Below are 22,777 nucleotides of genomic sequence, written 5' to 3' on the forward strand. Positions count from 1 at the left end.
CTTTTAGGGTGAACGAAGCATCCGAACAACCCACTTTCACGGGCCAGAAGCGTTGCCCCAACTGCGGCCAGTGGTCGGGGCACCACCAGCAGTCCGACGACCGGTGCGAGCATTGCGGTGAGTTGCTCGACCCGCAAGCCACGGCCAAGGAAGAGGCGCTAAAGAAGGCTTGGAAGTGGGAGCTGCACAAGACGGTGCTAATCAACATCAAACCTGATGAGCCCTGGCCGCTGCGCATGATCAAGTACCTGATCCGCGGGGGGCAGATTGCGTTTGCTGCCATTCTCTCTTTTATCCTATGGCTGATAGCAGTGGCCGCCGGCTAGCGCTGCGCTCCTTACTGGGGCCAGAGCTGCGGCGGCCGCTCTTTTTGGCAGCGGCGCTGCTTTATGCCGCCCTCAAGTGTTGGCAGCTGCTAGCTCCGCACTCGGTGCCACCGCTCCTTTCGGCTTATCTGGCCGATATACTTTGCATGCCGGTGGTGCTCTCCTTGGCTCTTTGGGCGCAGCGCCGCCTGGGTTACCCCGTCACTTTTGTATTTCCACTTACCTGGCTGATAGGCGCTTGGCTGTATGTCTCGCTCTTGTTTGAGGGGTGGCTGCCCTACTGGTCGGACCGCTACAGGGCCGACTGGCTTGACGTAGTAGCTTACGCTGCGGGCACCTGGGCGTTTGCCCGTTGGCTGAACCGCCCCTGACGGCCCAGCAAACCCTCACCTGCTGCTGTACCGTAATACCTCCCTATTGACCGCCGCGCCGCCGCGCGGCGGGTTATTTAGTTTTCGCCTTCCACCTTTTCGATGCTGCTTCACAACATTCGGCAGTCTTTTGTTCACTACTGGGAACATCTGCTCGAGCTGCTGCCCAATCTGGCCTTGGCTATTGTACTGCTGGTCATTGCCATTTTTCTCTCCAACCGCATCAGCGCCTTAGTAGGCGGGCGCCTACATGCCCGCTCCCACGACCCGCTGCTGGCGGATTTTCTTACCCGCTTGATTAAGTGGGCACTGCTGCTGCTGGGCCTGACTGTAGTGCTCCAAGTGCTGGGCATGACGGGTCTGGTAGGCGGTATGGTTGCCGGTGCCGGCCTCACGGCTTTCGTAGTCGGCTTTGCGCTGAAAGACATAGCCGAGAACTTTTTGGCCGGCGTGGTGCTGGCTTTCAACCGCCCCTTCCGCATTCACGACACCATCCAGATTCGCGACAGCCAAGCGCTAATGGGCCGGGTGGAAGCCTTAAACCTGCGCACCACGCTCATCAAAACCTTTGACGGCAAGCATATCTTTCTGCCCAATGCGATGGTGCTGCGGGAGCCGCTGACCAACTACACCCGCGACGGTCACATTCGGCAGGATTTTCAGGTTGCCATCAACATCGAGCAGGACGGCGGCCCCAAACAGGTGCAGCAAAAAATCCTGGATTTTGTGTGCAACTACCGAGAGGTCAACAACGAAGAGCCGCACACGCCCTATATCATCCTCGAGAAAACCGATGGCCAGGTGGCGACCCTGCACGTGTACTTCTGGACGCTTTCGGAGGAATATCGCCGCGGTACCCAAGAACTGAAAGGCGACCTGATGCAGGATATTCGGCAACTGCTGATCCGCGAAGGGTATCCGCAACCGGCGGCCGTGCAATAAATTTCTTTGCTTGAAGCGTAGGTGCCTGCATTAGGAGAAGCCATCCAGCCTTTCCCAATCAATCATTCCAGCGGATCTTCATTCAATCATTGCTATTTATCCGTATCATGCGGGTAGTCAAAACGGCCGGATGTTTGCGGCAATGCAGCACCGGCCGTGGAGCCGCGCTTACTGCATGCCAAAAAACGTCGTTCACCGCATCTTAAGTCCCCTGCTGCTCTGGCGCTTGCGTCACATGAGCGACCGGGTGTACTTGATTCTGGTAAGCGTGCTGGTAGGTGCCTTAGCCGGCTTGGCGGCCGTACTGCTCAAAAACGGTGTGCACTACGGCCAGCGGCTGCTTTATGGTTGGGTACCGGAGCAAAACCGCGTGTTTGCGCTATTTCTCTACCCCATCATCGGCATTGGCCTCACGGTGCTGTTTACGCGCTACATGCTGCGCGGCAACCTCGGCCGCGGCATCGGGCCCATCATTTACTCGGTGGCCCGGCAAGGCAGCGTGGTGCCGCGCTCCAAAATGTACTCGCAGTGGGTCAGCTCGCTGCTTACGGTCACCTTTGGCGGCTCGGCGGGTCTGGAAGCTCCTATTTCAGTAACGGGCTCGGCCTTGGGCTCTAATCTGGCCCGCATCCTGCGCGTAAGTCGTCGCGAGCGGCGCCTGCTGGTGGGGTGCGGCGCCGCGGCGGGCGTGGCGGCCATCTTCAACTCGCCCATTGCGGGGGTACTATTTGCGGTGGAAGTGGTGCTGAGCGAGCTGTCGGCACCGTTTTTCATTCCCTTGCTGATTTCCTCAGCCACGGCTACGGTGGTATCCAAACTGCTGTTCTCGGGTCAACCATTCGTGCTTATCACCACCAGCTGGTCGCTCGATACCATTCCGTTTTACCTCGTACTGGGGCTGGGCACTGCCCTGCTGTCGGTGTACATGATTCGCATCTACTTTGCCGCCGAAAAGTGGTTTGAGCGGCGGCGCGGCACCTTCCGCAAAGTGGGAGTGGGCGGCATGGCGCTGGGCATGCTGGTGTTCTTGTTCCCCCCGCTCTACGGCGAGGGCTACAACATCGTGCAGCATTTGCTCAGCGGCGAGCCGCAACGCCTGCTCGACGCCAGTATCTTTTCCGTCTACCGCGACGAGAACGTGTGGATTCTGCTCATGGTGGCCGTCAGCTCCATGCTGCTGAAGGTATTTGCTACTTGCATTACCATCGGAGCGGGCGGCAACGGCGGCATGTTTGGCTCTTCGCTCTTTTCGGGTGCCTTGCTGGGCTTCTGCCTGGGCCGCCTAATCAACCTCAGCGGCTTGTTTGTGGTGCCCGAGGTTCACTTTGTGGTGCTGGGCATGGCCGGTACGCTGGCCGGCGTGGTGCACGCGCCGCTCACGGCCATCTTCCTTATCGCCGAAATTACCGGCGGCTACGCCCTGTTTGTGCCGCTGATGTTCGTGACGAGCTTTTCTTACCTCATCACTCGCTACTTCGAACCCTACTCGGTATACACCCGCAAGCTGGTGCAGCGCGGCGTGTACGTGCACCAAGACCGCGACCGGGGCCTGCTGGCGCAGCTGGATCTGGCCCGCCTGGTTGAGACGGATTTCGAGCCCGTGCAGCCCAATGCCACGCTGGGTGAGCTGGTCGACATCTTCCGCCACGCCACGCGCAACCTGTTTCCCGTGGTAGACGAAGATGGCGCCCTGGTGGGCATCATTTCCCTGGACCAGGTGCGCGACGCCCTTTTCGACGAGGAGCACTACACCACCACCCGCGTCAGCGACCTGATGACCGAGCCGCCCGCCACCGTCAACGTCGACGACACGCTGCTCGACACGCTGCGCTGTATGGAGCAGCTGAATGTGTGGGCGCTGCCGGTGCTGAAAAACGGGCGCTACGTAGGTTTCCTGCTGAAGTCGGCCATCCTGGCGGGTTACCGACGGCAGCTTATCAAGGAAAGCGAATAAGGGACTGGCAGGTGCATGGGCTACCTTGGAGTTGCTCTCCTGGCTGAGTTTATCCCGTGCTGAATTCTCTCACGTCTTGTTAGTACTCACCGATTGCGGCTGGCTCTTTGGAAGGCAGCTGCAACCCGATGAGCATCAGAATGCCCGTCAGTAGGATTACCACGAACAGGATGTTTTCGCTGACCTGCCCAATGAGGTGCTTTTGCGGGATGCTGTAAAACAGCAAGATGGTAATCAAGCCTTTAGGCGCGATGAATACTTCGGGCACGAGGCTGGTTCGGGCAATGTAGCGCAGGTATATGTAGCGGATAAGGGTAAGGACGGCCACGATGAGCGCGCCTTGCATCATTAGGCTGCCGCTGAGCACGTTGCTGAGGGTGATGGAGAAGCCAAACAGCAGGAAGAAGAACGTGCGAATGAGGAATGCCGACTCGGCCGTGATACTCTTGAGTTGGTGCAGTTCCTCCTGCATGCGCTCCAGATTCAGCCAACGGCGTACCGGCCCCCGCAGAAACAGGTCGGCGTTACGGATTGTCAGGCCGAATACCAGTACCACCAGCAGCGACGACAGGTGCAGCTTCTTGGCCAGACTATAAATCAGAATCAGGAAGGCCAGAATCAAGAAAAATTTGACGTGCAGCCGGATACGGTCAAGCAAAAACGCCAGCACAATGGTGCTCAACACCGACACGACCAGGATGGCCAGCAGGTCGCGGGCGAAGGTGACGGCTGAAATACCCTGCGCGAAGTTGTCCTGGGCCACGAAATTGAAGAACATAATGCCCAGAATATCGGAAAACGTGCTTTCGTACACGATGAACTCCTGCTTCTCCCCACCCAGGTTGGCCACGCTCGGAATAGCCACGGCGCTACTGATAACGGCCAGCGGAATAGCATTGAGCAGACAACTCTGAAACGGTGCGCCCAAATACCACTGCAACAGGTACGCAATGGCGAAAGCTTGAACCAGCAGCATAACAATGGCCGCAGTGAAAGACCGCCGAACCAGTGGCCCCTTCTCCGGACTGATTTTTAGGTTCAGCGACTCTTCCAGCACAATCATGATCAGCCCCACGATGCCCAACAGCTGTAAGGTGACGCGCGGCAGTATGATGGCGGTTTCGGTATAATCCACCGCTTGTTTTAGAGCAATACCCGTGAGCAAGAGCATAAGCACCGACGGAATTTTGGTAGCCCGGGCAGCAATGTCAAACAGGTACGAAAGGATGATAGCAACGCTGAGGTAGATCAGGATGGAGTACGGTCCCATGCGGCCAACTTACGTAACTCAGCCCAAAAGCGGCCAGATGCAGCGCGTCAAACGCCTATTTTTGCTTGCTATATGTTGGGCCTGTGGCTCTTTTAACCCGCTTTGTCAATGCAGAATCCTACTGTGGCCATCGTTGGCGGCGGCCCTGCCGGCTTGCTGGCGGCCCAGCGCTTGGCCGAGGCCGGAGTGCCCGGCGTGGCCGTGTACGAAGCTCAAGCCACGCCGGGCCGTAAGTTTCTGGTGGCGGGCCATGGCGGCTTCAACCTTACCAACGGGGAGCCTGTCACTGCATTCGGGCCGCGCTACGGGGCGAGGGCTATGCATTTCGAATCGTACCTCACACACTTCGGGCCCGATGCGCTGCGCCAATGGGCTGCCGAACTGGGCATCAGCACCTATGTGGGCAGCAGCGGCCGCGTATTTCCTACCGACGAGCATAAGCCCGCCCATTTGCTGCGTGCCTGGCTGCAGCGCCTTGCTGATCTGGGCGTGCAGGTACACACCCGCCACCGCTGGCTGGGCTTTGAAGGCCCCACTGGCCTGCGCTTGCGCGATGAGCGCAATGGCGAAGAATTCTCGATTCAACCCCGAGCTACGCTGTTGGCCCTTGGGGGTGCCAGTTGGGCCAAAACCGGCTCCGATGGCCGCTGGGCCGAGACACTCACGCAGGAACTGGGCATTACCAGCGTGCCCTTCGCACCCAGCAACTGCGGGGCTGAAGTGCCGTGGTCGACTTTTTTTCGAGAGAAAGTGGGCCGGGTTCCGCTTAAAAACATAAGCCTGCGCTGCGGCACGACCGAAGCTGCGGGTGAGATAATGCTTACTGAATACGGGGTTGAGGGTACGCCCGTGTACGCCCTCACCCCTGCCATCCGGCAGCAGGTGCAAAGCGCGGAATCGGCCACGCTATACCTGAATCTCAAGCCCAGTGTAGGGGCCTCTGATACAGAAGCCCGGCTGCGCCAGGCCCGCCGCGGCCGCTCCCTACCCGACGTACTCCGGCAAGCACTGCGACTAGGGCCACCCGTGCCCACCTTGCTACGCGAAGTAGCCCCCACGGCTTCGCTCAACGCCCCGGCGGAGCTGGCCGCACTGTTGCACGCGTTACCGCTACCCATTATTGGCTTTCGCCCGCTCGATGAGGCCATAAGCACTGCGGGCGGAGTGCCTTTCGAAGCGGTAGATGAGCATCTGATGCTGCAGCAGCGGCCGGGCACTTTTGTGGCAGGTGAGATGCTGGACTGGGAAGCGCCTACGGGCGGTTACCTGCTGCAAGGCTGCTTTAGCACGGGGGCTTGGGCAGCCCGGGGTATCCAGGCCTGGCTTACCAGATAAAGTATTGGATTAACGCAACAGGCATAGTTAGGCTAACCATGAAGCTTAAACTACCCGCTTTTATCTGTTAGCTCCTGCTACGGTCCTTATTGTTGGTGATTTTTCACCACCTGTCGCCGGGCACTCCTTCGTGCGCCTCGGCCTCTTCCAGAATGCGGCGCGCTTCTTCCAGCAGGCGGTTGCCAGGGTTGCGCTCGGCGCGGTAAATCAGCCCAAAGAGCACGAAAAACGAGATAATAGGAAAGATGCAGCCCAGCGTAAACCACATCCAAAACGACCTATTATAACTCTGTGCGCAGTATCCCGTGACGAGGGGCAACCACATTAGCGCACAAAAACCGCCCAAAATCAGATCCACAAGCATACCACGGCAGGGCTAAAACTGAAAGAAGCATCCCTTGCCTAAGTTACGCTTTGTGGGCGCCGGAAGCAAGATTAACCGCTTTCCTCTCCGAACCATACCACGCTAAAAAGGTTTCATTTGCGCTGCTGCTTCGGTCACTAACATTTTCGCGCTCTTGCAGGCCTAAGCCGGACCTTTCTTGCATTTTCGCGTACGTAGGCAACTACCGGCCGTTTCCGTGGGAGCCGCTGTGTATTTTGTGCGCTTCATGTGGGAATACCAAAGTCTGTTTCGGGTTTCGGCTCAGCTATTTGCCGAAGGCATTTTTAACCTCCTCGACCGCAACCTGCGGCCGGAGGTATTCTTGCTGGGTCTGGCGGCCGCGCGCGAGCTGTCGGACCCGGGTGCGGTACGCATTGAGCCCACTTCGCAGCTGTTCAGCACGGAGCACTTCGTCAATGTAAAAGAGCGTGCCTCGCAGTTGGAGCTGGACGGGGCCCGCGAGCTGGTGTACCACTTGCACCTGGATGAGCAGGACCGGTTTGAAAAGCTGCGCTGGTACGGGCTGATGCGCCGGGCCGTGGAGCTGGAACTAGAGCCGCTGAGCACCGCGCAGGGCCGGGTAGCGTTTTGCTCATTGCCGGTGCTGCTGAATGGGCACCTCATCATGGCAGTGCTGCTGCTTTCGAAAGAAGCGTTTGAGAGCTACTACGCCTTGCCTGACGACTCGGGCTACGACCTGCGGCCTACTTCCCTGCTGTACTCCGTGGTCCGGGAGTTTCTGCTGGACTGCAGCAAGGCCATGCGCGGCACCGACCTCGATCAGGAGGAAGACCGCCCCATCCTGGACCGCGACTACAACGAGTTGCTCCGTGCTGCCGGCCGCCGCTTTATGCACGCGCCTTCGGGCGGCAACCACGGCTTGTACGATGCCTGCAACGGCATTGCGGCCTTGCGCCACGAGGGACTGGAAGGCAAGGGCACCATGCTGGTGGCCCGCCGCAACCACCCGGCCGTGGTGCCGGTGCTCACGCTGGAAACGCCCGTTCCGCTGCGCGACCACCGTTCTATCCGTAAACTACTGGAAATGAGCGAAGGTCGCACGGCCCTGGTTACCGATGCCTCCCATATATTTGGCCTGGGTTATTTGGTAGAGCCTTCCGATCCGCAGTTTGAGCCGCTTTTTATGGTGCGCTTCACCACGCACCACAACTGGGAGCTCAGTCACGCCGATCAGCTGATGATGCGCGTGGTGTCGGCTACGCCACGCCTGCCACAGGGCCGCATCAATCAGCAGTACTTCGCCACTACCATCCGCCGCCTGTGGCCCGACCTCACGGATGCCGCCGTCGATAACCTATGGGAGCTCAGCATCAAGGCCACGGGGCAGCCTACGGGTACCATTCTCGTCATTTCCGAAAATGCCCAAGCGGAGGCTCGACGCCTTACGCGGCAGAGCTTCCGGGTGGCGCCACGGTTTATCACGCCTTCGGTGCTGCGCTTGGTTACCAACATCGACGGGGCAGTGCTCATCGACCCGCACGGCACCTGCTTCGCCATCGGGGCCATTCTGGATGGGTTGGCCACCGAGAAGGGTGACTCCTCGCGCGGCTCGCGCTACAACTCGGCCCTGCGTTACGTGGAAAGTGCCCGCTACCCCACTCTAGCGGTGGTAGTCAGCGAAGACGGCTGGATTGATCTGCTGTCGTCGAAAAAATAGCAGCCCTTGCGGAGTCTTCACAAGGGCTGCTGAATCAGTACTGCAGTAAGAGGGACGCTACCGGTTTATGGCTTGCATCATTTCGACTGGGTAGCGCTGGCCGGCCGCCGCGCCTTTGGGCGCTATTTCATCGATTTGCCGCAGGTCGTCGGGCGTGAGCTGCACTTGCAGGGCGGCCACGTTTTCTTCCAAATACTTCACCCGCTTGGTACCGGGAATGGGCACAATGTCCGGGCCCTGAGCCAATACCCAGGCCAGCGCCAGTTGCCCCGGCGTGCAGCCTTTCTGCTGGGCTAGCTCGTTGATGCGGGCTACGAGGTCGAGGTTCTGCTGAAAATTCTCGCCCTGAAAGCGCGGCGTAAAGCGGCGATAGTCGTCTTCGGCCAAGTCTTCAAAACGCTGAATATGCCCGGTGAGAAAGCCGCGGCCCAGCGGCGAGTACGGCACAAACCCGATGCCCAGCTCGCGGCAGGTTCGCAGCACTTCGTCTTCGGGGTCGCGGCTCCAGAGCGAGTACTCCGACTGCAGTGCCGTGATGGGATGCACCGCGTGCGCCCGCCGAATGGTTTCGGCCGATGCCTCGGACAGGCCCAGGTAGCGCACCTTGCCAGCCTGCACCAGCTCGGCCATGGCTCCCACCGTTTCCTCGATGGGCGTGTTCGGATCGACGCGGTGCTGGTAGTACAGGTCGATGTGGTCGGTGCCGAGGCGCTGCAGGCTGCCCTCGCAGGCCTGGTGCACGTACTCCGGCCGACCGCTGATGCCGCGCTTAGTCGGGTCGTTGGGGTCGCGCTGAATTCCGAATTTGGTAGCAACGACCACCTGGTCGCGGCGGTTCTTCAGAGCCTTGCCCACCAGTTGCTCGTTAGTGAAGGGGCCGTACATGTCGGCCGTATCAAAAAACGTGATGCCCAGCTCCACAGCCCGGTGCAGGGTACGGATGCTTTCCTGGTCGTCGCGGCCGGCGTAGAAATCCGACATACCCATGCAGCCCAAGCCCAGGGCCGACACGCGCAGCCCTTGGCTTCCCAGGGCGCGGCTTTCGAGAGTACTCATACAGGTAGGGGTTTGGTTTAATATCAGAAAGCAATGGTTACGTAACCGACGCAGCCGCATATTGATTGGGACGCTGCTTTATACCGCTATGTTGCCAGTGCAGTCGCATGGCTAAAGGCTTAGGTGGCTCATTACCGACATGTACAACCAACAGGGTGCCTGCGAACGAATCAAAAGCTTCTCCCTGCCGCGCCAATACGCGTTCTTCAGCCCGGTGTTTGCGTGGTTGTTTGTGCTGCTGATGCCCTTTGGCCTGTTCGGCGAATTCCCGCGGCTCGGCAGGTGAGTATAGCTGGCTGATGATTGTTTTTCATCTCCTGATCAGCTGGGTGTTTCTGACCATGGAAGTCATCGGCAACAGCAGCGAAAACCCATTTAAAAACGGCATCAACGACGTCCCGATAACGGCCATCTGCCGCAACACCGAAATTGATTTGCGCCAACTGCTGCAGGAGGCGGAAGTGCCAGCCCGCGTAGATCCCGTGGCATTTATCCTGCTTTAAGCATTATGACCAGGTGCCAGCACCGGGCATGAAGTAGCTCGTCGGCAGGGATTTGCGTACACTATGTATCACGCTATTTTCCTTCCCATGGCCACTCTCTCCAACGCCGCCTCGGCCCCCCGCTACTCCCGGCGCCCCGATACCGATGCCACGGCCTCTGACGCCCGCCTGCGCTGGATCGATCAGATAGCCCACCTCATGGACAGCCAGTTCCGCGTCCCGGGCACCAACATGCGCTTCGGCCTCGACCCCATTCTGGGCTTGTTGCCAGTGGTGGGCGACTTGGGCGCTTTTGCCGTTTCGGCTGCGCTCATCGTTACCATGGTGCGGCACGGCGCCTCGCGTAAGGTGGTCATTCTAATGGTCCTGAACGTCCTGGTTGATACCATCATCGGCAGCATTCCCATTATCGGTAACATCTTCGACTTCGCCTTTAAAAGCAACGAACGCAACGTACGCCTGCTGCGCCGGCACTACGCTGAGGGCCGCTACCAGGGCCGCGGCACCGGGCTGCTCGTGGCCGTAGCAGTGGGTTTATTGGCTCTATTCGGGCTGGTGTTCTGGGCCTTGTGGAAAGTAATGCTGTGGGTGTGGCAATACGGCCAACAGCATTGGGTCAACTAAGTGCCTTCGCGCCAGGGACACCGCGACGGGCTGCATCATTGCGGCCTGTAGGTTACCTTTGTGCCCGTGAATACCCCCCAACGTAGTACCAAAAGCTGGCTGCGGGCCTTGCCCTTGCTCGGCCTGCTCACCGTAGGCTGCCTGCAGCTTCAAGACGACAAAGAGAAACAGACCTTGGCCGAGCAAAAGGTGATGGCGCGCCACGACGAGCTGATGGCCCGCATGGACGAGATTTATAACCTACGCCAACAGCTTGCCAAGGCCCCTGACACGCTTACTGCTGGCCGCTACCGCCGCTCCCTATTGGCCGCCGACAACGCCATGATGCAGTGGATGCGCCAGTACCACAAGCCCGCTGATTCCGTGCAGCACGCTCAGGCCATGGCTTATTTTGAGCGTCAGCAGCACCAGATTGACTCGGTAGGTGTTCTGATGCAACAGAGTATCGATTCGGCGCGGGCCCTGCTCCAACCTGCAGGCACCCCAACCGGTTCTTCCCACTGATGATGTTCCGTACTTCGTATTTCCGCCCGGCACTGGGTTTGGCACTAGCCGCCCTGCTGCTTTCCGCCTGCCAGTCTTCCTCCGACTCCGCTACCACCCGTTTGCCCATGCTGGGCGAGCCGGAAGTAGTGGCCCCCGGCGATACGCTGTATCCCAAGGTGCCCACCTTTACGCTCACCAATCAGGACAGCGCCACCATCACCCCGGCCACCTTTGCCGGTAAAGTGTATATCGCCGATTTCTTTTTTGCCACTTGCCCGAGCATCTGCCCCAAAATGCAGAGCGAGATGCTGCGCGTGTACGAAAAGTATAAGGACGACCCGCGGGTGGCGTTTCTCTCGCACACCATCGACCCGGAGCACGACACCGTGCCCGTGCTACGCGACTACGCCCAGCGCCTCGGCGTGAACAACGCCAAGCAGTGGCACTTCGCCACGGCACCGCGCGACACGATTTACGCTCTGGCAACCAAGTACATGGCGGCCGTAGAACGCGACTCCACGGCCCCCGGTGGCGTGGTGCACAACGGCGCGTTTACGCTGGTGGACCCGCAGGGCCACGTCCGCGGCCTGTACGACGGCGTGAATTCCCGAGAAGTCGACCGCCTGCTGAAGGAATTGCCTGTTCTGCTGGCTGAACTCGGCCCGGCGCCGGCCACCGCTTCCAAGTAGCTTTGGTAAGGGCCAGGCCGGCCGCTTGGTGCTCATGTGCCTGTCCGCGCCGGCTTGGTTTTGATTCATCTTGCACTTTACCTGGGTAGGTCTACGCCACGCCATGCTCTCACGCTCCGCCTTGTTGCCTAGCTTGCGCACTGCCGCGCTGCTCGCCTCCGTGGCGCTGGTGTTGCCGGCGTGCTTCACCGACCGCCAGAACGAGGGCCAGCGTCTGTATGCCACGCACTGCGCCAGCTGCCATGGCGAACAGGGCCAGGGTCTGCGCCGTCTGATTCCGCCCTTGGCCGGCGCTGACTACCTGACCAAAAACCGGATGCAGCTCCCCTGCCTGATCCGGCGCGGCCAGAATGGTCCCATCGTCGTCAACGGGGTGCACTACGACCAAGTAATGCCTGGCCACGAAGACCTCACCGATTCCCAGATTACCAACCTACTTAACTACGTGCAGACGGCTTGGGGCAACCAAGGCGAAAAGTACACCATTCGGGAAGTGAGCGAGCTGCTGCAGCCTTGCCACGGCTCCGATGGCCAATGATAAGTACCGGACGGGCTATAATCTTCGGCCAAACCTGATTAGTTTGCAACTTCATTCGCTTACCGAATTATGGGTCTATTTGACTTTCTAAAGAAGAAGCCCGGCGACGAGCCGACTACCACCCCGCCGTCGGCCGCGCCGCAGCCAGCGGCTCCTGCTGCTCCTGCGCAAAGCACCGCTCCAGCCGAGGCACCCAAGCCCGCCGGTGGCCCTCGCTACCAGCGCCCTGCTTTCGCGGCGCAGTCGCCGGAGCAGATGCGTCCGGCCATGCCCGCGGCTATGCCGGAGATTCCACCGATGCCCGAAATGCCGCAGCTGCCGCCCTTTGAGCCGCAGAACAACCTGGAACAGGTGCTGTTCTTGGCGGCTCAAGACCCGCAGTACCGCCTTGCGTTCTACCACGAGCTACTGCAAGCCCAACTGCTGGTGCTCACGGCTACGCCGGAAGGCGCTGAGGCCGGAGAAGTTACCGTGGCCGAAGGCACCGAGGTACAGCTCCAGTTGCTGCACGACGGCCGTATTCCGGTATTCTCCTCCGAAGCGCGCATCTTTGAAAGCGGTGCCCCCGAAGGCGAGGTGTCCTTCCTGCGCGTCCCAGGCGAAGGCTTTTTCCGCATGACGCAGGGAGCCGAGTGCGTGCTGAATCCTTTCTCGCCATACGGCAAGCTGCTCGTAGCGCCTGAGATTGAGGATTTGTTGACGGGCAAGATTTTCTCGCAGCCGGAAGGCGAGCAAGCCGGTCCGCAAGCCCAACTGGTGCCGATGACCGAAATGCCGACTGAACTGGTGGCAGCGCTGCAGAGTTTCTGTGCCCAGCATGCTCACATTCAGGCAGCCTTCCTCTCCCACGTCCAAATCGAAGGCGATGAAGCGCCCTCCCGGATGCTACTGGCCTTTGCCGTTGATGGCGAAGACATGGACTTCCTGCAGGAGCTTGGCCCCGTCATTCAAGGTCATCTGCCGCAGCAAGAAGCCATCGACGTGGCCCGTCTCAGCCCCGACCCCAACGAACCGCTGACGCAGTACTTCAGCCAGCAAGAGCCGGTGTACCAGCGCATGCAGGCTTAAAAGCCAAGGTTTGCTTCTGCCCTCGCCATACAAAGAGGAAGAAACCACAACAAAAAGCCCCGCGCTATACAGCTGCGGGGCTTTTTGTTGTCTTAGTCTAAGCAGGTTTGCCTTATGCCTGCGTCTGTTGTTGCTCAAGTTGGCGCCGGGCCACGCGCCGAAACACAGGCAGCAGCCCCGCGTAAAGCGCCAACACCACCGGAATCGAACCGATAAGCCACAGCAGCAGGGCCCCTACTTCAGCTCGCCAAAACAGCTGAAAAGCGGCGGCCCAGTCGTTGGTGAGCAGGTATTGCACTCTGGCCAGAGTAATCTGATTGCCGCTGGGACCACCCAGCAGGCCGGCGCCGTGGCGCAGCAAGGGCAGCAGCAGCAGAATTTGCACCGGGCTCAGCAGGTGGCTGATTAGCAGCATGGCTCCCACGTTCAGGCGCAGCCACACGGCCACCGCGGTACCCAGCACCGACGTAACGCCCAGCATGGGTACGAGGCCAAAGGCAGTGCCCAAGGCAATTGTCAGCGCCAACTGCGTGGGCGAAAGGCCTTGACGCAGCTGTCCCATCAGCGGATCAACGACGCGGCGCCGGAAGAACCCGGGTTGTGGAGAAGACGAAGAAACAGTAGATGACATGCCTATAAGAGCAACGCGGAGGCCAAAAGGTTGGTTGAGAGTAACAGCAAAGTACCGGCCCGCGTTTCAAGCAACATTCGCGCCGCAGCCGAGTTGGGATGCAGCGCTTTAGCTATTACATGACAAAAATACGCCCTACTGGCCGGCTGCACCACCGTTGGCTTGACTTATTTACCCTCTTGCGCCGCGCTGCCCGGGAACTAACCGCCCATGACCCGTTGCGTTTAGGCGCAGCCACCGCTTTTTTTACCACGTTTGCCCTCCCACCCATCTTGCTATTGTTTATTAGCCTGATTGGTTCGCTTTACCCGGCCTCGCAGGTACGGGTGTTGCTGCTCCAAAAAATTGCAGATCTGCTGGGCGCCACCAGCGCCGATCTGCTGGAGCAAATCGTCACAAATGTCACTAATATTCAACGCAATCAGTTGGTCACGGTCTTTGGCTTTGTGTTTCTGACCTTCGTGGCAACCACCCTGTTTGTCGTTATTCAAAACTCCCTGAACGACCTGTGGCAGGTACGGCCGCGCCCCCAACAGGGCCGGTTTGGGCGCGTGCTCCGCGAACGGATGCGCTCGGGCGGGGCGCTGCTGGCCACGGCGCTGCTGGCTATGGCAGCCCTCATTACCGACTCGGTGCTGCACCTGTTCGGCGAAATGGTCGGTGACTTCGACCGCAGCTTCCTGCTGGTGGTATTGCAGGGTCTTAATTATGTAATATCCTTGCTCATTCTGGCCTCCTGGTTTGCCCTAGCCTTCCGTAACCTCAGTCACGCTTTTGTTCCTTGGCCTGCCTTGTGGCGCGGGGCTCTGCTCACCAGCGTGCTATTTGAATTGGGTGAACGAGTGCTCCATCTGCTTTTAAAGCCCCGCAACCTTGGCCCTATTTACGGCCCGGCGTCATCGGTAGTGCTGCTATTGTTGTTCGTGTTCTATTCGGCCATTATCTTCTATTTCGGTGCGAGCTTCACGAAAGTTTACGCCCAGTACGCGGGCCACGCATTGCGGCCTAAGCCCTCGGGCGTGCGGTACCGGCTAGTTAATGAGCTCGAACCTGAAGATGAGCGGGCGGAGTAACAAAAGGCTCCTTAACATGCCTGTACCTCCAGAATGCGCAGCCGATGAGCCAGTTCTAGCTGATGCTTGTTTGCTGGTCGTCATCCCTCCACCTAAGAACAATTGGTCTCACGATGCTGAGTTTCCCTGCGCGCAACCGACGTAGGAATAGCCTCGTTTGGAGCGTATCCTGCTGAGCCCTGCTGGGTTTGTTACCTTTGTAGCCCGCTTTATTTTTCGCCGATGTCCGACGCTGCTGTTTCGCCCGCTACTTCTACTCCTGATTTTGCTTCGCTAGGCCTGGCCGAGCACCTGCTCCGTGCTTTGGCTGAGCTAAACTACCACACTCCTAGTGCCATTCAGGAACAGGTAATTCCGCTGGTGCTGGCGGGCCAGGACATTGCTGGTCAGGCGCCTACTGGCTCGGGCAAAACGGCCGCCTACGGTCTACCGCTGCTGCAAAATATTGATGTGCAGCTTGATGCTGTGCAAGCCCTCGTTTTGGTACCGGCCCGCGAACTGGCCCTGCAAGGCCGCGACGAGCTAAAGCGACTCGGCAAATACCTGCCGGGCCTGCGCGTAGCCGCCTTCTACGGCGGGCACGGCTTTAAGGAAGAAACCCTGAGCCTGAAGCAAGCACCCCACGTGGTGGTGGCCACGCCCGGCCGCTTGTTTGACCACCTGGACCGCCGCACGCTCATTCCTAATAAGCTGCAGTTGCTGGTGATTGACGAGACGGATAAGCTGCTGGACCTGAAATTTCAGGAGGCGCTGGCCAATATTGTACAGCGCCTGCCGCGTCGCCGCCAAACGCTGCTGTTCTCGGCCACCATGCCCGAGAAAGTATTGGAGTTGGTGCGCAAAAACCTCACCCGTCCGCGCTTCGTGGAGGCAGGCGAAACAGGTGAATCCTTGCCTGAATCGTTGACGCTGCTGGGCCATGTAGGGCAAGCCGAAAAGAAACCCGCGGCGCTGTTTCACATTCTGCAGAAGCCCGAAACTGGCCGTACGCTAGTATTCTGCAACACCCGCCAACGCTGCGAAGAGCTGGCGCGCTTTCTTACCAGCCGCGGCATCGTAGCCGAAGCGCTGCACGGCAAGCTGCCTCAGCCCGAACGCGACAAAGCGTTGCTGAAGCTACGCAACGGTTCGGCCCTGGCCCTGGTGGCCACCGACGTAGCCGCCCGTGGCATCGACGTGACCGATCTGGACACGGTGGTACAGTTTGAAGTGCCCGAAAAGGCCGACACTTTCCAGCACCGCGCCGGCCGCACGGCCCGTGCCGGTGCGGCTGGTACGGCCCACATCCTGGCCACACCTGCCGAGCAGGCGCTGGTGCAGCGCTGGCCGCTGCCCAAGGAAATTAACTGGCAGCCCCTGCATGCCCCAGCCCTGCCCCCGGCTGCCAAAGTCGCCAAACCTACTACTGTGACCCTGCACGTATCGGCGGGGCGCAAGGAAAAAGTAAGCGCGCACGACTTGGTTGGCTCCTTGGTGAACGTGGCAGGCCTTCAGCGCGAGCAGATTGGCCGCATCGAAATTTTCGACCACTACAGCTACATCACAGTGCCGCGCGAAGCTGGCAAGGCCGTACAGGAAAGCATGGCCGGCGCCCGCATCAAAGGACAAAAGGTACGTGTGACGGAAGTGCGCTAGACTTAATGCAGCCAGCCAAGTCCAGTTCGTACCGCCACTTGCTCTTCGTCTGCAGCCAAAACCGCTGGCGCAGCCTCACGGCTGAGCGACTGTTTGATCAGCATGTGCAGTACGCGGCCCGCTCTGCCGGAACCGAGCCCGGTGCCCGGGTGCGCGTAACGGCCGGGCATCTGGGCTGGGCTGATGTGGTATTCGTAATGGAAAAACGCCACGCCGAGCGGCTGCGCGAAAAGTTTGCCGACGAAATGCAAAACAAGCAGGTTATCTGCCTGCGCATCCCAGATCGATATCAGTTCCAGGACCCCGTGCTTATAGCGCTACTGCGCGAGCGGCTGCAGGTCCATTTAGGCGAAGTCTGAACAGATATTTAGTACTATCATGTCGATGCCGTAGCAGCAGGTTGGCCAACCACAACTTGCTGCTACGGCATCGGTGCATCAGCAAACCGTTAGCTGATTTGTTCGGCCAAGCTGGTCAGTTCTTCCACAATTTGCCGCGAACCAACAAACAAGGTGCTGCGCTGGGTCAGCTCCGTTGGCATCAGGTTCATAACTCGTTCATGGCCATCTGAGGCCATGCCGCCGGCTTGCTCCATCAGAAATGCCAATGGCAGGCAGTGAATGACGAGGCTAAGTGCGGTATCTGATTGCGAGGTAGGCGGGCTGAGGTAGATGCCACCGGCAAACAGATTGTGGTGCACATCGGCCACCAGCGAGCCTACGTAGCGACTGCGGAAAGTGCGCTGCTTGCAGGCCGTCAGGAACGAGCGTACTGGGTCGGGATACTCAAACCAGTTACCCTCGTTGCAGGAAAAAATGCGGCTTTCCTCCGGAATAGACACCTGCGGGTGTGATAAGTAGAATTCGCCAAGCAACGGCTGAAACGTGAAGCCGGCCACACCCTGGCCGGTGGTATACACCAGCATGGTGCTGGCGCCGTAGAGTACATAGCCAGCGGCCACCAGTTTGTGCCCTCCTTGGGTGAAGTCTTCTGCCGTGGCCGGCTTGCCTAAGGGCGACACGCGCCGGTAAATGCTAAACAGCGTCCCGATGCCGACGTTGATAACCGGGTCGGGGGAGCCGTCAAGCGGGTCCAGGGTTACCACGTAAATGCCTAGGCGGTTGCCGGTATCGATGATGTCGGCCTGATTGGCCGAGAGAATACCACACACTTCACCGCCCTGCGTGAGGGCCCGCACAAAGTGTTGGTGCGCCATTTGATCGATACGCAGGGGGTGCTCTGCCGACGCGGCGTACCGGCTGCGGAAAGTCCCATTGATGCCCAGCAGGCTGGCTTGGTTTACCTCGCGGTTGACCAGTTTGGCCGATAAAGCCAAGTCGCGCAAAAGTTGCGAAAACTCCCCGGTAGCCGTCGGAAATTCGCTCTGTTTTTGCAGGATGTATCGTTCGAGCGTAAGGCCCATCGGCTGGGCAATATCATCTTCGTGCAGCATACGCTTAGGTGTCTAGAAGTCGGGTAAACATACGAAAGCCAACTTAGTTGGGCAGATGATAGTTGCGTAATTTATTTAACAAATAAATCATCCGGCTGGCCCGCAAGAACTATGCAGCAAAGTCAGCCCTTTCAAATCACAACAAACATTTAATACTAATACCCAGCGCGTTGCCGAGCTAGTATTACCTTTTGTGCTCCTGACTCAACGGCTAAACCAGCCGTTGAGTCAGGGCCTGAACCGAGCGTTGCTGCATCAGTACACCAATCAAAAAAGCCCCTTTACCAACGTGGCAAAGGGGCTTTAAAACTATTCAATAAGGACTTCGACTACATGGTGTATTTCCGGCCCTTGTTCTGTTGCTTCAGGTAGGTCATCAGCGGTTGGAAGTAGTCGACCATGGCGCGGGCGGAAAGATCTTCGCCGGTTTTCTCGCGCAGCAAGGTCCGCCAATCGGCTGAGGCACCGGGGTACATGATGTCGTGCAGAAACTTACCCACTTCCTGGCTACCGTAATAGTTGGTGGCGTGCGGGTCCTGCTTCAGAATGTTCTTGGCGATGTGGTCGTGCAGCTGAAACAGGATGACGTACGAGAGGGCATAGTCGTAGTACTGCGCCGGGTCGTCGTTGATATGTGTTTTGGTGGCCGGGTCAAGGAAATTCTCGCCGCGCGGCGTGGGCGGCACAATGCCCTGGTACTGCTTGGCCAGTTCCCACCAGCGGGCGTTTAGCTGATCTTGGGAGAGGTTGTCAGCATAGAAGCTGTTCTCCCACTCGCTCATCACGCCCGAAGCAAACGGAATGAACACCACGTAGTTCAGTGCCTCTTTCAGCAACGTTTGTGTTTCGTTGGTCTGCGTTTTGGCATCTACGAGGCCCAGGCCAGCCAGGAAAGGCTTCTGGGTGGCGGCGAGGCCCATAAGGCTGCCCATGGCTTCGTGGTAGCCACGGTTGGCGCCCCCGCGCAGCAGCACGGGCACGTCGGGGTTGGTATAGGTGAGGTAATAGTAGATGTGGCCCAGCTCGTGGTGGGTCGTCTCGTACCACTCGGTATTTGGCTCCACGCTCATGAGGCTGCGCACGTCGTTCTGCAGGTCCATGTGCCAGGCCGAGGCGTGGTTGTTTTTCTTGTAATTGACACCTTTCGGCAGCGGGTACAGGCTGCTCTTGGTATAAAACGTTTCGGGCAGCGCCGGGAAGCCCAGGCTCTGGTAAAAGCGCTCGGCTTGCTTTACCTGCCATTCGGCGCCCTTCTTAGCCAGCGTAGCGTCGAGGTTCAGGCCTTTCACATCCACCATTGCGCTCCAGTCTTGGCCCCAGCGGTTGGGTAGCCAGTGCGCAGGCAGGTAATCGGGCACTTGCTTTTGGCCGTACTTCTTGGCCAACTCGTAGCGGGCGTAGGTGTGCAGCTCGCGGTACAAAGGGCGTAGCTCGTCGTTGATGCGGCGCACCAGCTCCATCATTTCCTCCCGGCTCATGCCATAATCGGAGGCTTGATAGGTGAAGTAATCGGGGTAGCCGAGGGCTTGCACGGTCTGGTTGCGCAGGGTGCGCAGGTTCAGCAAGCCTTCTTTCAGCGTCGGACCAACGGCTTTGGAGGCTTGCCAGGCGGCGAGGCGACGCTGCGGATTCTTTTCGTCGCGCAGCACGCGGTCGAGGTCGTTGGTAGTTACTGATTTGCCGTTGTACTTATAATCGAAACCGTACAGCTTCTCGGTTTGCTGCGTTTCGGCCTTGATGCGGCGTTTAACCACGTCGGGGGCCGTCTGCGGCGAGCCGGCGGCGTTGTACAGAGCCGTTTGTAGCTGCTTTACTTGCAGGGGCGTCAGCTCGCTTTTGTGCTCCAGCAGTTCGCGCAGCCGGTTGATGTTTTCGATGCTGCCGGTGAAGGCGGCTAGCGCTTCGTTGGCGCGCGCGGTGGCAACGGCATTGGTGGTGTCGCCGGCCACAATACGGGTATTGGACTGCCACTCCGCTTCCGCCGACTGAGCGTACAGCTGGCGGTACTTTTCGGAGTAGGCTTCCAGGAATTGGTCTGCGTCGCGCTGCCAGTTGATCGGGACGGCAGGCAGGGTAGCCGGCTGACTGGTGGCTGGCGGCGCGGTAGCGGTGGTGGTTTTCTGCGCGCACCCGGCCAAAAGTACAGCCGTGAGCAACGGAAGCAGGTGTTTGTTCATATGGGTTTGGCGCGTGGGAATGGGTGTGACAAAGCAAATAAGCCCTGCCGTAACCAAAGTAAGCAAGCTTGTCGTAATGCCTGTCTAGGTTTGGCTATTGGCCGTTGCTTTTGCCCTTTTGTTTATTCTGCTACTTGCTCCAGCTGGCAGCACTGCTTGAATTTCTTGCCCGAGCCGCAAGGACACGGGTCGTTCCGACCCAGGCGCTTGGGCTCTTTTCGCAGCAGCCGGCGCGGATCGAAGCGGGCGAAGCGCATGCCGGGGTCTTGACGGAAGGTGCGCGTGAGCAGTTCGTACAGTTGCGGGTGATTGGTCTCCAACTGCTCGGGTTTTTCAAAGAAATACTCCAGCACCACGGCAAAGAACTCGGCCGCCGAAGTGCCGCCGTAGTCACCGATGGTGGATTTGCCGGCCCGAATCTGCTCGATTTCTTCGCGCATCAACTGCTTCCACTTGGGAACCAGGGCAGGCGGCAGCAGCAGCATGGGCACGCCGTCAATCTCGCCATCGGCCTCATCAAGTAGGTGGGCAAATTCGTGCAGGCCCACGTTCTGTTTGTCCATGGCATTGCGGAAGCCTTGCTCCAGCGCCGCTTTGGACAAGCGCATGTAGTGGTCGGTCTGGAAGTTCTGCACCGAGCCCAACAGTGTGCCCTCCAATGGCTTCACTTCCCGGTCTTCGTCGCGGTCAAGCTTCCAGGCATCGGGAAATACCAGTACCTCGCCTAGGTTGTCGTACTCCCAGCCGCCGCGGAACCCAAAAATGGGAATGACGGCCGAACAGGCGACCAGCAGGCGCGTGGTATCGTCAATCGTAGTTTTGATGCCGGTGATGCGCGTCTGAGCTAGAAATAGCTGTACCTGCTTCTCAAAACGCAGCTTTTCGGTATCGGTCAAGGCATTATAGAAAGCCACGCGCTCGGTGAGAAGTGGCCGCCAAGCTTCAGGAAACGGCTGCGCTAGTTGGCGGGCGCGTTGGCGCGGGCCACTCGTTGCGTAGCGGTAAATCAGCCAAAAAATGCCGGCCAAAACGACCAAGCCAATAAGGTATTCCATAGTGGGCGCAAGAACGGTCCCACCACGGATTAGTTGCCATCCGTACCGTCGATTGCCGATTGGCAGCTGATTAACTGCCTTTTCGAACATGCGCGGTTGACTTTCATTTACCATGAACTGAAGGCATCTCAGGCAAATTCACCTCTCTATTCAGGATGTTTATTGAGCTGTTGCGTCACAAAAAACGGCGAAAATAGCCTACACAATCTGGAAAAATCTGCTTAAGCAGCTATACACAGATAACGATCTGTAATTATCAGGTTATAAATCAAGTCACAGAAGGCAACATTTCTTCCTTGAGCCCCGGCAGCAATTCCCCGACTATTGTATATCACCCGTCGCGGGGGCCCCTTCTGGAGGCTGCCGCGACGGGACCAACCCCCTTTTTTCCACAACCAAACCAACTTTTAATTCACTGCTTTGGCCTTGTCCGGGCAGTCAACGTTCCCCAACCCGCGAACTAGTAGTGAGTGAAGGCTAATTCACGGGCGGCAAGCCCCGGCCAGCTGGTCGGGGCTTGTTTTATATATACCCTGGTCGGATAGTTAAGCCGTGACTGACATTCGGTGCTCTTTTCTCCTCTGCCAATGAGCATCCAGCGAGTAATAACCTGCTCCGCGAAGCCCAAAGTAGACGCCACCAACGAGCATGGCCAATGGCGCAATATTCTGGTTAAAAGGCAGTCCCCAATGCACCATCGCCAAGGCCTCCAGAAAATTGACTATCACGATACTAGCTGCCAAGCGTGTAGCCAAACCTGCTAGCAGCAGCAGGCCGCTGACAAACTGTACCCAAGGCGAAACGTAAGCGCACAGCAACGGGTAGGGAAACCCATTCTGCTGCAGAAAGTCCCGAAACTCCAGCATCCGCAGTTCATTGAATACATTGTCTTGGGTACCATAAACCAGTACGCCCCCGACAAACAAGCGCAACACCAACGTTGCCAATTCCGGGTAAGTCTTCACGGGTAAGGACAGTAGCATAAACGCTTGATATGTGGCTTCTATAGGACACATGGCGCCTCGCTAAGTTGCCCGCTTGCAACCGCTTATGAATACGGCTAAATTTCAGCAGTCTAAAGGTGCAACATGCTCCCTTGGGCTTGCGTAGTCGCCTACGATGACCTCAACTCCTATTCCCGATTTTCTGGAGCAGATGCGCGCGCACCTGCACAACAATCCTGATGGTGATTTTGAGGTGCTTGAGGCAATGGTACGGGAGCGTTTGCTGCCCGTTGCCGAGGCCCTAGCCACTTACAAGCCAGCCCGGCTGCGGCCCGCTGCGGCTCCTTGGCCGGCCGCCGTAGCTTTGGAAGCCTGGTGGACCGATGGCCGTAGCCTGCACGTGGCTACGCGGCAGCGCCCGCACAGCCCCGATTCGCAAGTGACGCTCCACCGCTTTGAGCGACTGGTGCAGTCTGTTTCTGTTTCGCACGATCAGCTCAGCACCGCCGTGGCCTTGTGCCTGCGCCCGCCACAGCCCAAAGCAACAGAACCAACCGAAATGCCTGAGTAAAAGAATAATTGGC

At 58.7% G+C, this 22,777-nt stretch carries 25 protein-coding genes; 17 read left to right on the forward strand and 8 right to left on the reverse strand.

Annotation, left to right across the window (positions count from 1 at the left end):
- The first annotated feature begins 8 nt into the window (after positions 1-8).
- From AC5FXY_RS13585 to AC5FXY_RS13600, 4 genes are all read left to right on the forward strand, one after another.
- Positions 9-326, forward strand: a complete 318-nt coding sequence (locus AC5FXY_RS13585) for a hypothetical protein (protein ID WP_493557230.1) — start codon at positions 9-11, stop codon at positions 324-326.
- Positions 299-697, forward strand: a complete 399-nt coding sequence (locus AC5FXY_RS13590; RefSeq protein WP_493557231.1) for a hypothetical protein — start codon at positions 299-301, stop codon at positions 695-697. Before AC5FXY_RS13585 ends, AC5FXY_RS13590 begins: the two co-directional genes overlap by 28 nt.
- A 102-nt stretch (positions 698-799) precedes the next feature.
- Positions 800-1,639 (forward strand): mechanosensitive ion channel family protein, encoded by an 840-nt coding sequence (locus AC5FXY_RS13595; protein WP_493557232.1) that lies wholly within the window; start codon positions 800-802, stop codon positions 1,637-1,639.
- A gap of 175 nt (positions 1,640-1,814) precedes the next feature.
- Positions 1,815-3,593, forward strand: coding sequence for a chloride channel protein (locus AC5FXY_RS13600; protein WP_493557233.1), 1,779 nt, complete (start codon positions 1,815-1,817; stop codon positions 3,591-3,593).
- A gap of 79 nt (positions 3,594-3,672) precedes the next feature.
- Here AC5FXY_RS13600 and AC5FXY_RS13605 read toward each other — a convergent pair whose 3' ends face one another.
- On the reverse strand, positions 3,673-4,863 hold the full coding sequence (locus AC5FXY_RS13605) for a cation:proton antiporter domain-containing protein (protein ID WP_493557234.1): 1,191 nt from the start codon (positions 4,861-4,863) through the stop codon (positions 3,673-3,675).
- Positions 4,864-4,971: 108 nt separating this feature from the next.
- Between AC5FXY_RS13605 and AC5FXY_RS13610 the strand changes: the two genes are divergently transcribed.
- Positions 4,972-6,198 carry a TIGR03862 family flavoprotein gene (locus tag AC5FXY_RS13610; RefSeq protein WP_493557235.1) on the forward strand — a complete coding sequence of 409 codons (1,227 nt, stop codon included), beginning with the start codon at positions 4,972-4,974 and terminating at the stop codon, positions 6,196-6,198.
- Positions 6,199-6,301: 103 nt separating this feature from the next.
- Here AC5FXY_RS13610 and AC5FXY_RS13615 read toward each other — a convergent pair whose 3' ends face one another.
- Complete coding sequence (locus AC5FXY_RS13615; RefSeq protein ID WP_493557236.1) at positions 6,302-6,562, reverse strand: hypothetical protein; 261 nt, start codon at positions 6,560-6,562, stop codon at positions 6,302-6,304.
- A gap of 217 nt (positions 6,563-6,779) precedes the next feature.
- On the opposite strand from AC5FXY_RS13615, the gene AC5FXY_RS13620 reads away from it, so the two are divergent.
- On the forward strand, positions 6,780-8,261 hold the full coding sequence (locus AC5FXY_RS13620; RefSeq protein WP_493557237.1) for a diadenylate cyclase: 1,482 nt from the start codon (positions 6,780-6,782) through the stop codon (positions 8,259-8,261).
- A gap of 57 nt (positions 8,262-8,318) precedes the next feature.
- On the opposite strand, the gene AC5FXY_RS13625 is transcribed toward AC5FXY_RS13620, so the two are convergent.
- Positions 8,319-9,317, reverse strand: coding sequence for an aldo/keto reductase (locus tag AC5FXY_RS13625; RefSeq protein ID WP_493557238.1), 999 nt, complete (start codon positions 9,315-9,317; stop codon positions 8,319-8,321).
- 139 nt (positions 9,318-9,456) lie between these two features.
- Between AC5FXY_RS13625 and AC5FXY_RS13630 the strand changes: the two genes are divergently transcribed.
- From AC5FXY_RS13630 to AC5FXY_RS13660, 7 genes are all read left to right on the forward strand, one after another.
- Positions 9,457-9,603 (forward strand): hypothetical protein, encoded by a 147-nt coding sequence (locus AC5FXY_RS13630; protein WP_493557239.1) that lies wholly within the window; start codon positions 9,457-9,459, stop codon positions 9,601-9,603.
- Between the two features lie 13 nt (positions 9,604-9,616).
- Entirely contained in the window at positions 9,617-9,820 is a 204-nt protein-coding gene (locus AC5FXY_RS13635; RefSeq protein WP_493557240.1) for a hypothetical protein, read from the forward strand.
- 87 nt (positions 9,821-9,907) lie between these two features.
- Positions 9,908-10,444, forward strand: coding sequence for a DUF4112 domain-containing protein (locus AC5FXY_RS13640; protein ID WP_493557241.1), 537 nt, complete (start codon positions 9,908-9,910; stop codon positions 10,442-10,444).
- Between the two features lie 66 nt (positions 10,445-10,510).
- Complete coding sequence (locus AC5FXY_RS13645; RefSeq protein WP_493557242.1) at positions 10,511-10,948, forward strand: hypothetical protein; 438 nt, start codon at positions 10,511-10,513, stop codon at positions 10,946-10,948.
- Positions 10,948-11,619 (forward strand): SCO family protein, encoded by a 672-nt coding sequence (locus tag AC5FXY_RS13650; RefSeq protein WP_493557243.1) that lies wholly within the window; start codon positions 10,948-10,950, stop codon positions 11,617-11,619. The genes AC5FXY_RS13645 and AC5FXY_RS13650 overlap by 1 nt, the downstream gene beginning before the upstream one ends.
- A 103-nt stretch (positions 11,620-11,722) precedes the next feature.
- Positions 11,723-12,157, forward strand: a complete 435-nt coding sequence (locus tag AC5FXY_RS13655; RefSeq protein ID WP_493557244.1) for a c-type cytochrome — start codon at positions 11,723-11,725, stop codon at positions 12,155-12,157.
- Between the two features lie 69 nt (positions 12,158-12,226).
- Positions 12,227-13,225 carry an enhanced serine sensitivity protein SseB C-terminal domain-containing protein gene (locus tag AC5FXY_RS13660; RefSeq protein ID WP_493557245.1) on the forward strand — a complete coding sequence of 333 codons (999 nt, stop codon included), beginning with the start codon at positions 12,227-12,229 and terminating at the stop codon, positions 13,223-13,225.
- A 112-nt stretch (positions 13,226-13,337) separates the two neighbouring features.
- Here AC5FXY_RS13660 and AC5FXY_RS13665 read toward each other — a convergent pair whose 3' ends face one another.
- On the reverse strand, positions 13,338-13,856 hold the full coding sequence (locus AC5FXY_RS13665; protein ID WP_493557246.1) for a DUF2062 domain-containing protein: 519 nt from the start codon (positions 13,854-13,856) through the stop codon (positions 13,338-13,340).
- Between the two features lie 119 nt (positions 13,857-13,975).
- Between AC5FXY_RS13665 and AC5FXY_RS13670 the strand changes: the two genes are divergently transcribed.
- The 3 genes from AC5FXY_RS13670 (at position 13,976) to AC5FXY_RS13680 (ending at position 16,923) form a co-directional block, all read left to right on the forward strand.
- The gene (locus tag AC5FXY_RS13670; protein WP_493557247.1) at positions 13,976-14,929 is read left to right on the forward strand and encodes a YihY/virulence factor BrkB family protein; all 954 of its coding nucleotides are present in this window, start codon (positions 13,976-13,978) and stop codon (positions 14,927-14,929) included.
- 222 nt (positions 14,930-15,151) lie between these two features.
- Positions 15,152-16,564 carry a DEAD/DEAH box helicase gene (locus AC5FXY_RS13675; protein WP_493557248.1) on the forward strand — a complete coding sequence of 471 codons (1,413 nt, stop codon included), beginning with the start codon at positions 15,152-15,154 and terminating at the stop codon, positions 16,562-16,564.
- Positions 16,565-16,569: 5 nt separating this feature from the next.
- On the forward strand, positions 16,570-16,923 hold the full coding sequence (locus AC5FXY_RS13680; protein ID WP_493557249.1) for a low molecular weight protein tyrosine phosphatase family protein: 354 nt from the start codon (positions 16,570-16,572) through the stop codon (positions 16,921-16,923).
- 89 nt (positions 16,924-17,012) lie between these two features.
- Here the strand turns inward: AC5FXY_RS13680 and AC5FXY_RS13685 are convergent, their stop codons facing one another.
- The 4 genes from AC5FXY_RS13685 to AC5FXY_RS13700 form a co-directional block, all read right to left on the reverse strand.
- The gene (locus AC5FXY_RS13685) at positions 17,013-18,017 is read right to left on the reverse strand and encodes a class 1 fructose-bisphosphatase (protein ID WP_493557250.1); all 1,005 of its coding nucleotides are present in this window, start codon (positions 18,015-18,017) and stop codon (positions 17,013-17,015) included.
- Positions 18,018-18,346: 329 nt separating this feature from the next.
- Positions 18,347-20,194 carry a M2 family metallopeptidase gene (locus AC5FXY_RS13690; RefSeq protein ID WP_493557251.1) on the reverse strand — a complete coding sequence of 616 codons (1,848 nt, stop codon included), beginning with the start codon at positions 20,192-20,194 and terminating at the stop codon, positions 18,347-18,349.
- 122 nt (positions 20,195-20,316) lie between these two features.
- Positions 20,317-21,249: a zinc-dependent peptidase gene (locus tag AC5FXY_RS13695; RefSeq protein WP_493557252.1), complete on the reverse strand. Its 933-nt coding sequence runs from the start codon at positions 21,247-21,249 to the stop codon at positions 20,317-20,319.
- Between the two features lie 545 nt (positions 21,250-21,794).
- Positions 21,795-22,232 (reverse strand): DoxX family protein, encoded by a 438-nt coding sequence (locus AC5FXY_RS13700; protein WP_493557253.1) that lies wholly within the window; start codon positions 22,230-22,232, stop codon positions 21,795-21,797.
- Positions 22,233-22,368: 136 nt separating this feature from the next.
- Between AC5FXY_RS13700 and AC5FXY_RS13705 the strand changes: the two genes are divergently transcribed.
- The gene (locus AC5FXY_RS13705; protein ID WP_493557254.1) at positions 22,369-22,764 is read left to right on the forward strand and encodes a hypothetical protein; all 396 of its coding nucleotides are present in this window, start codon (positions 22,369-22,371) and stop codon (positions 22,762-22,764) included.
- The last annotated feature ends 13 nt before the right edge of the window (positions 22,765-22,777 follow it).

The organism is Hymenobacter sp. FMD4 (assembly GCF_058932745.1).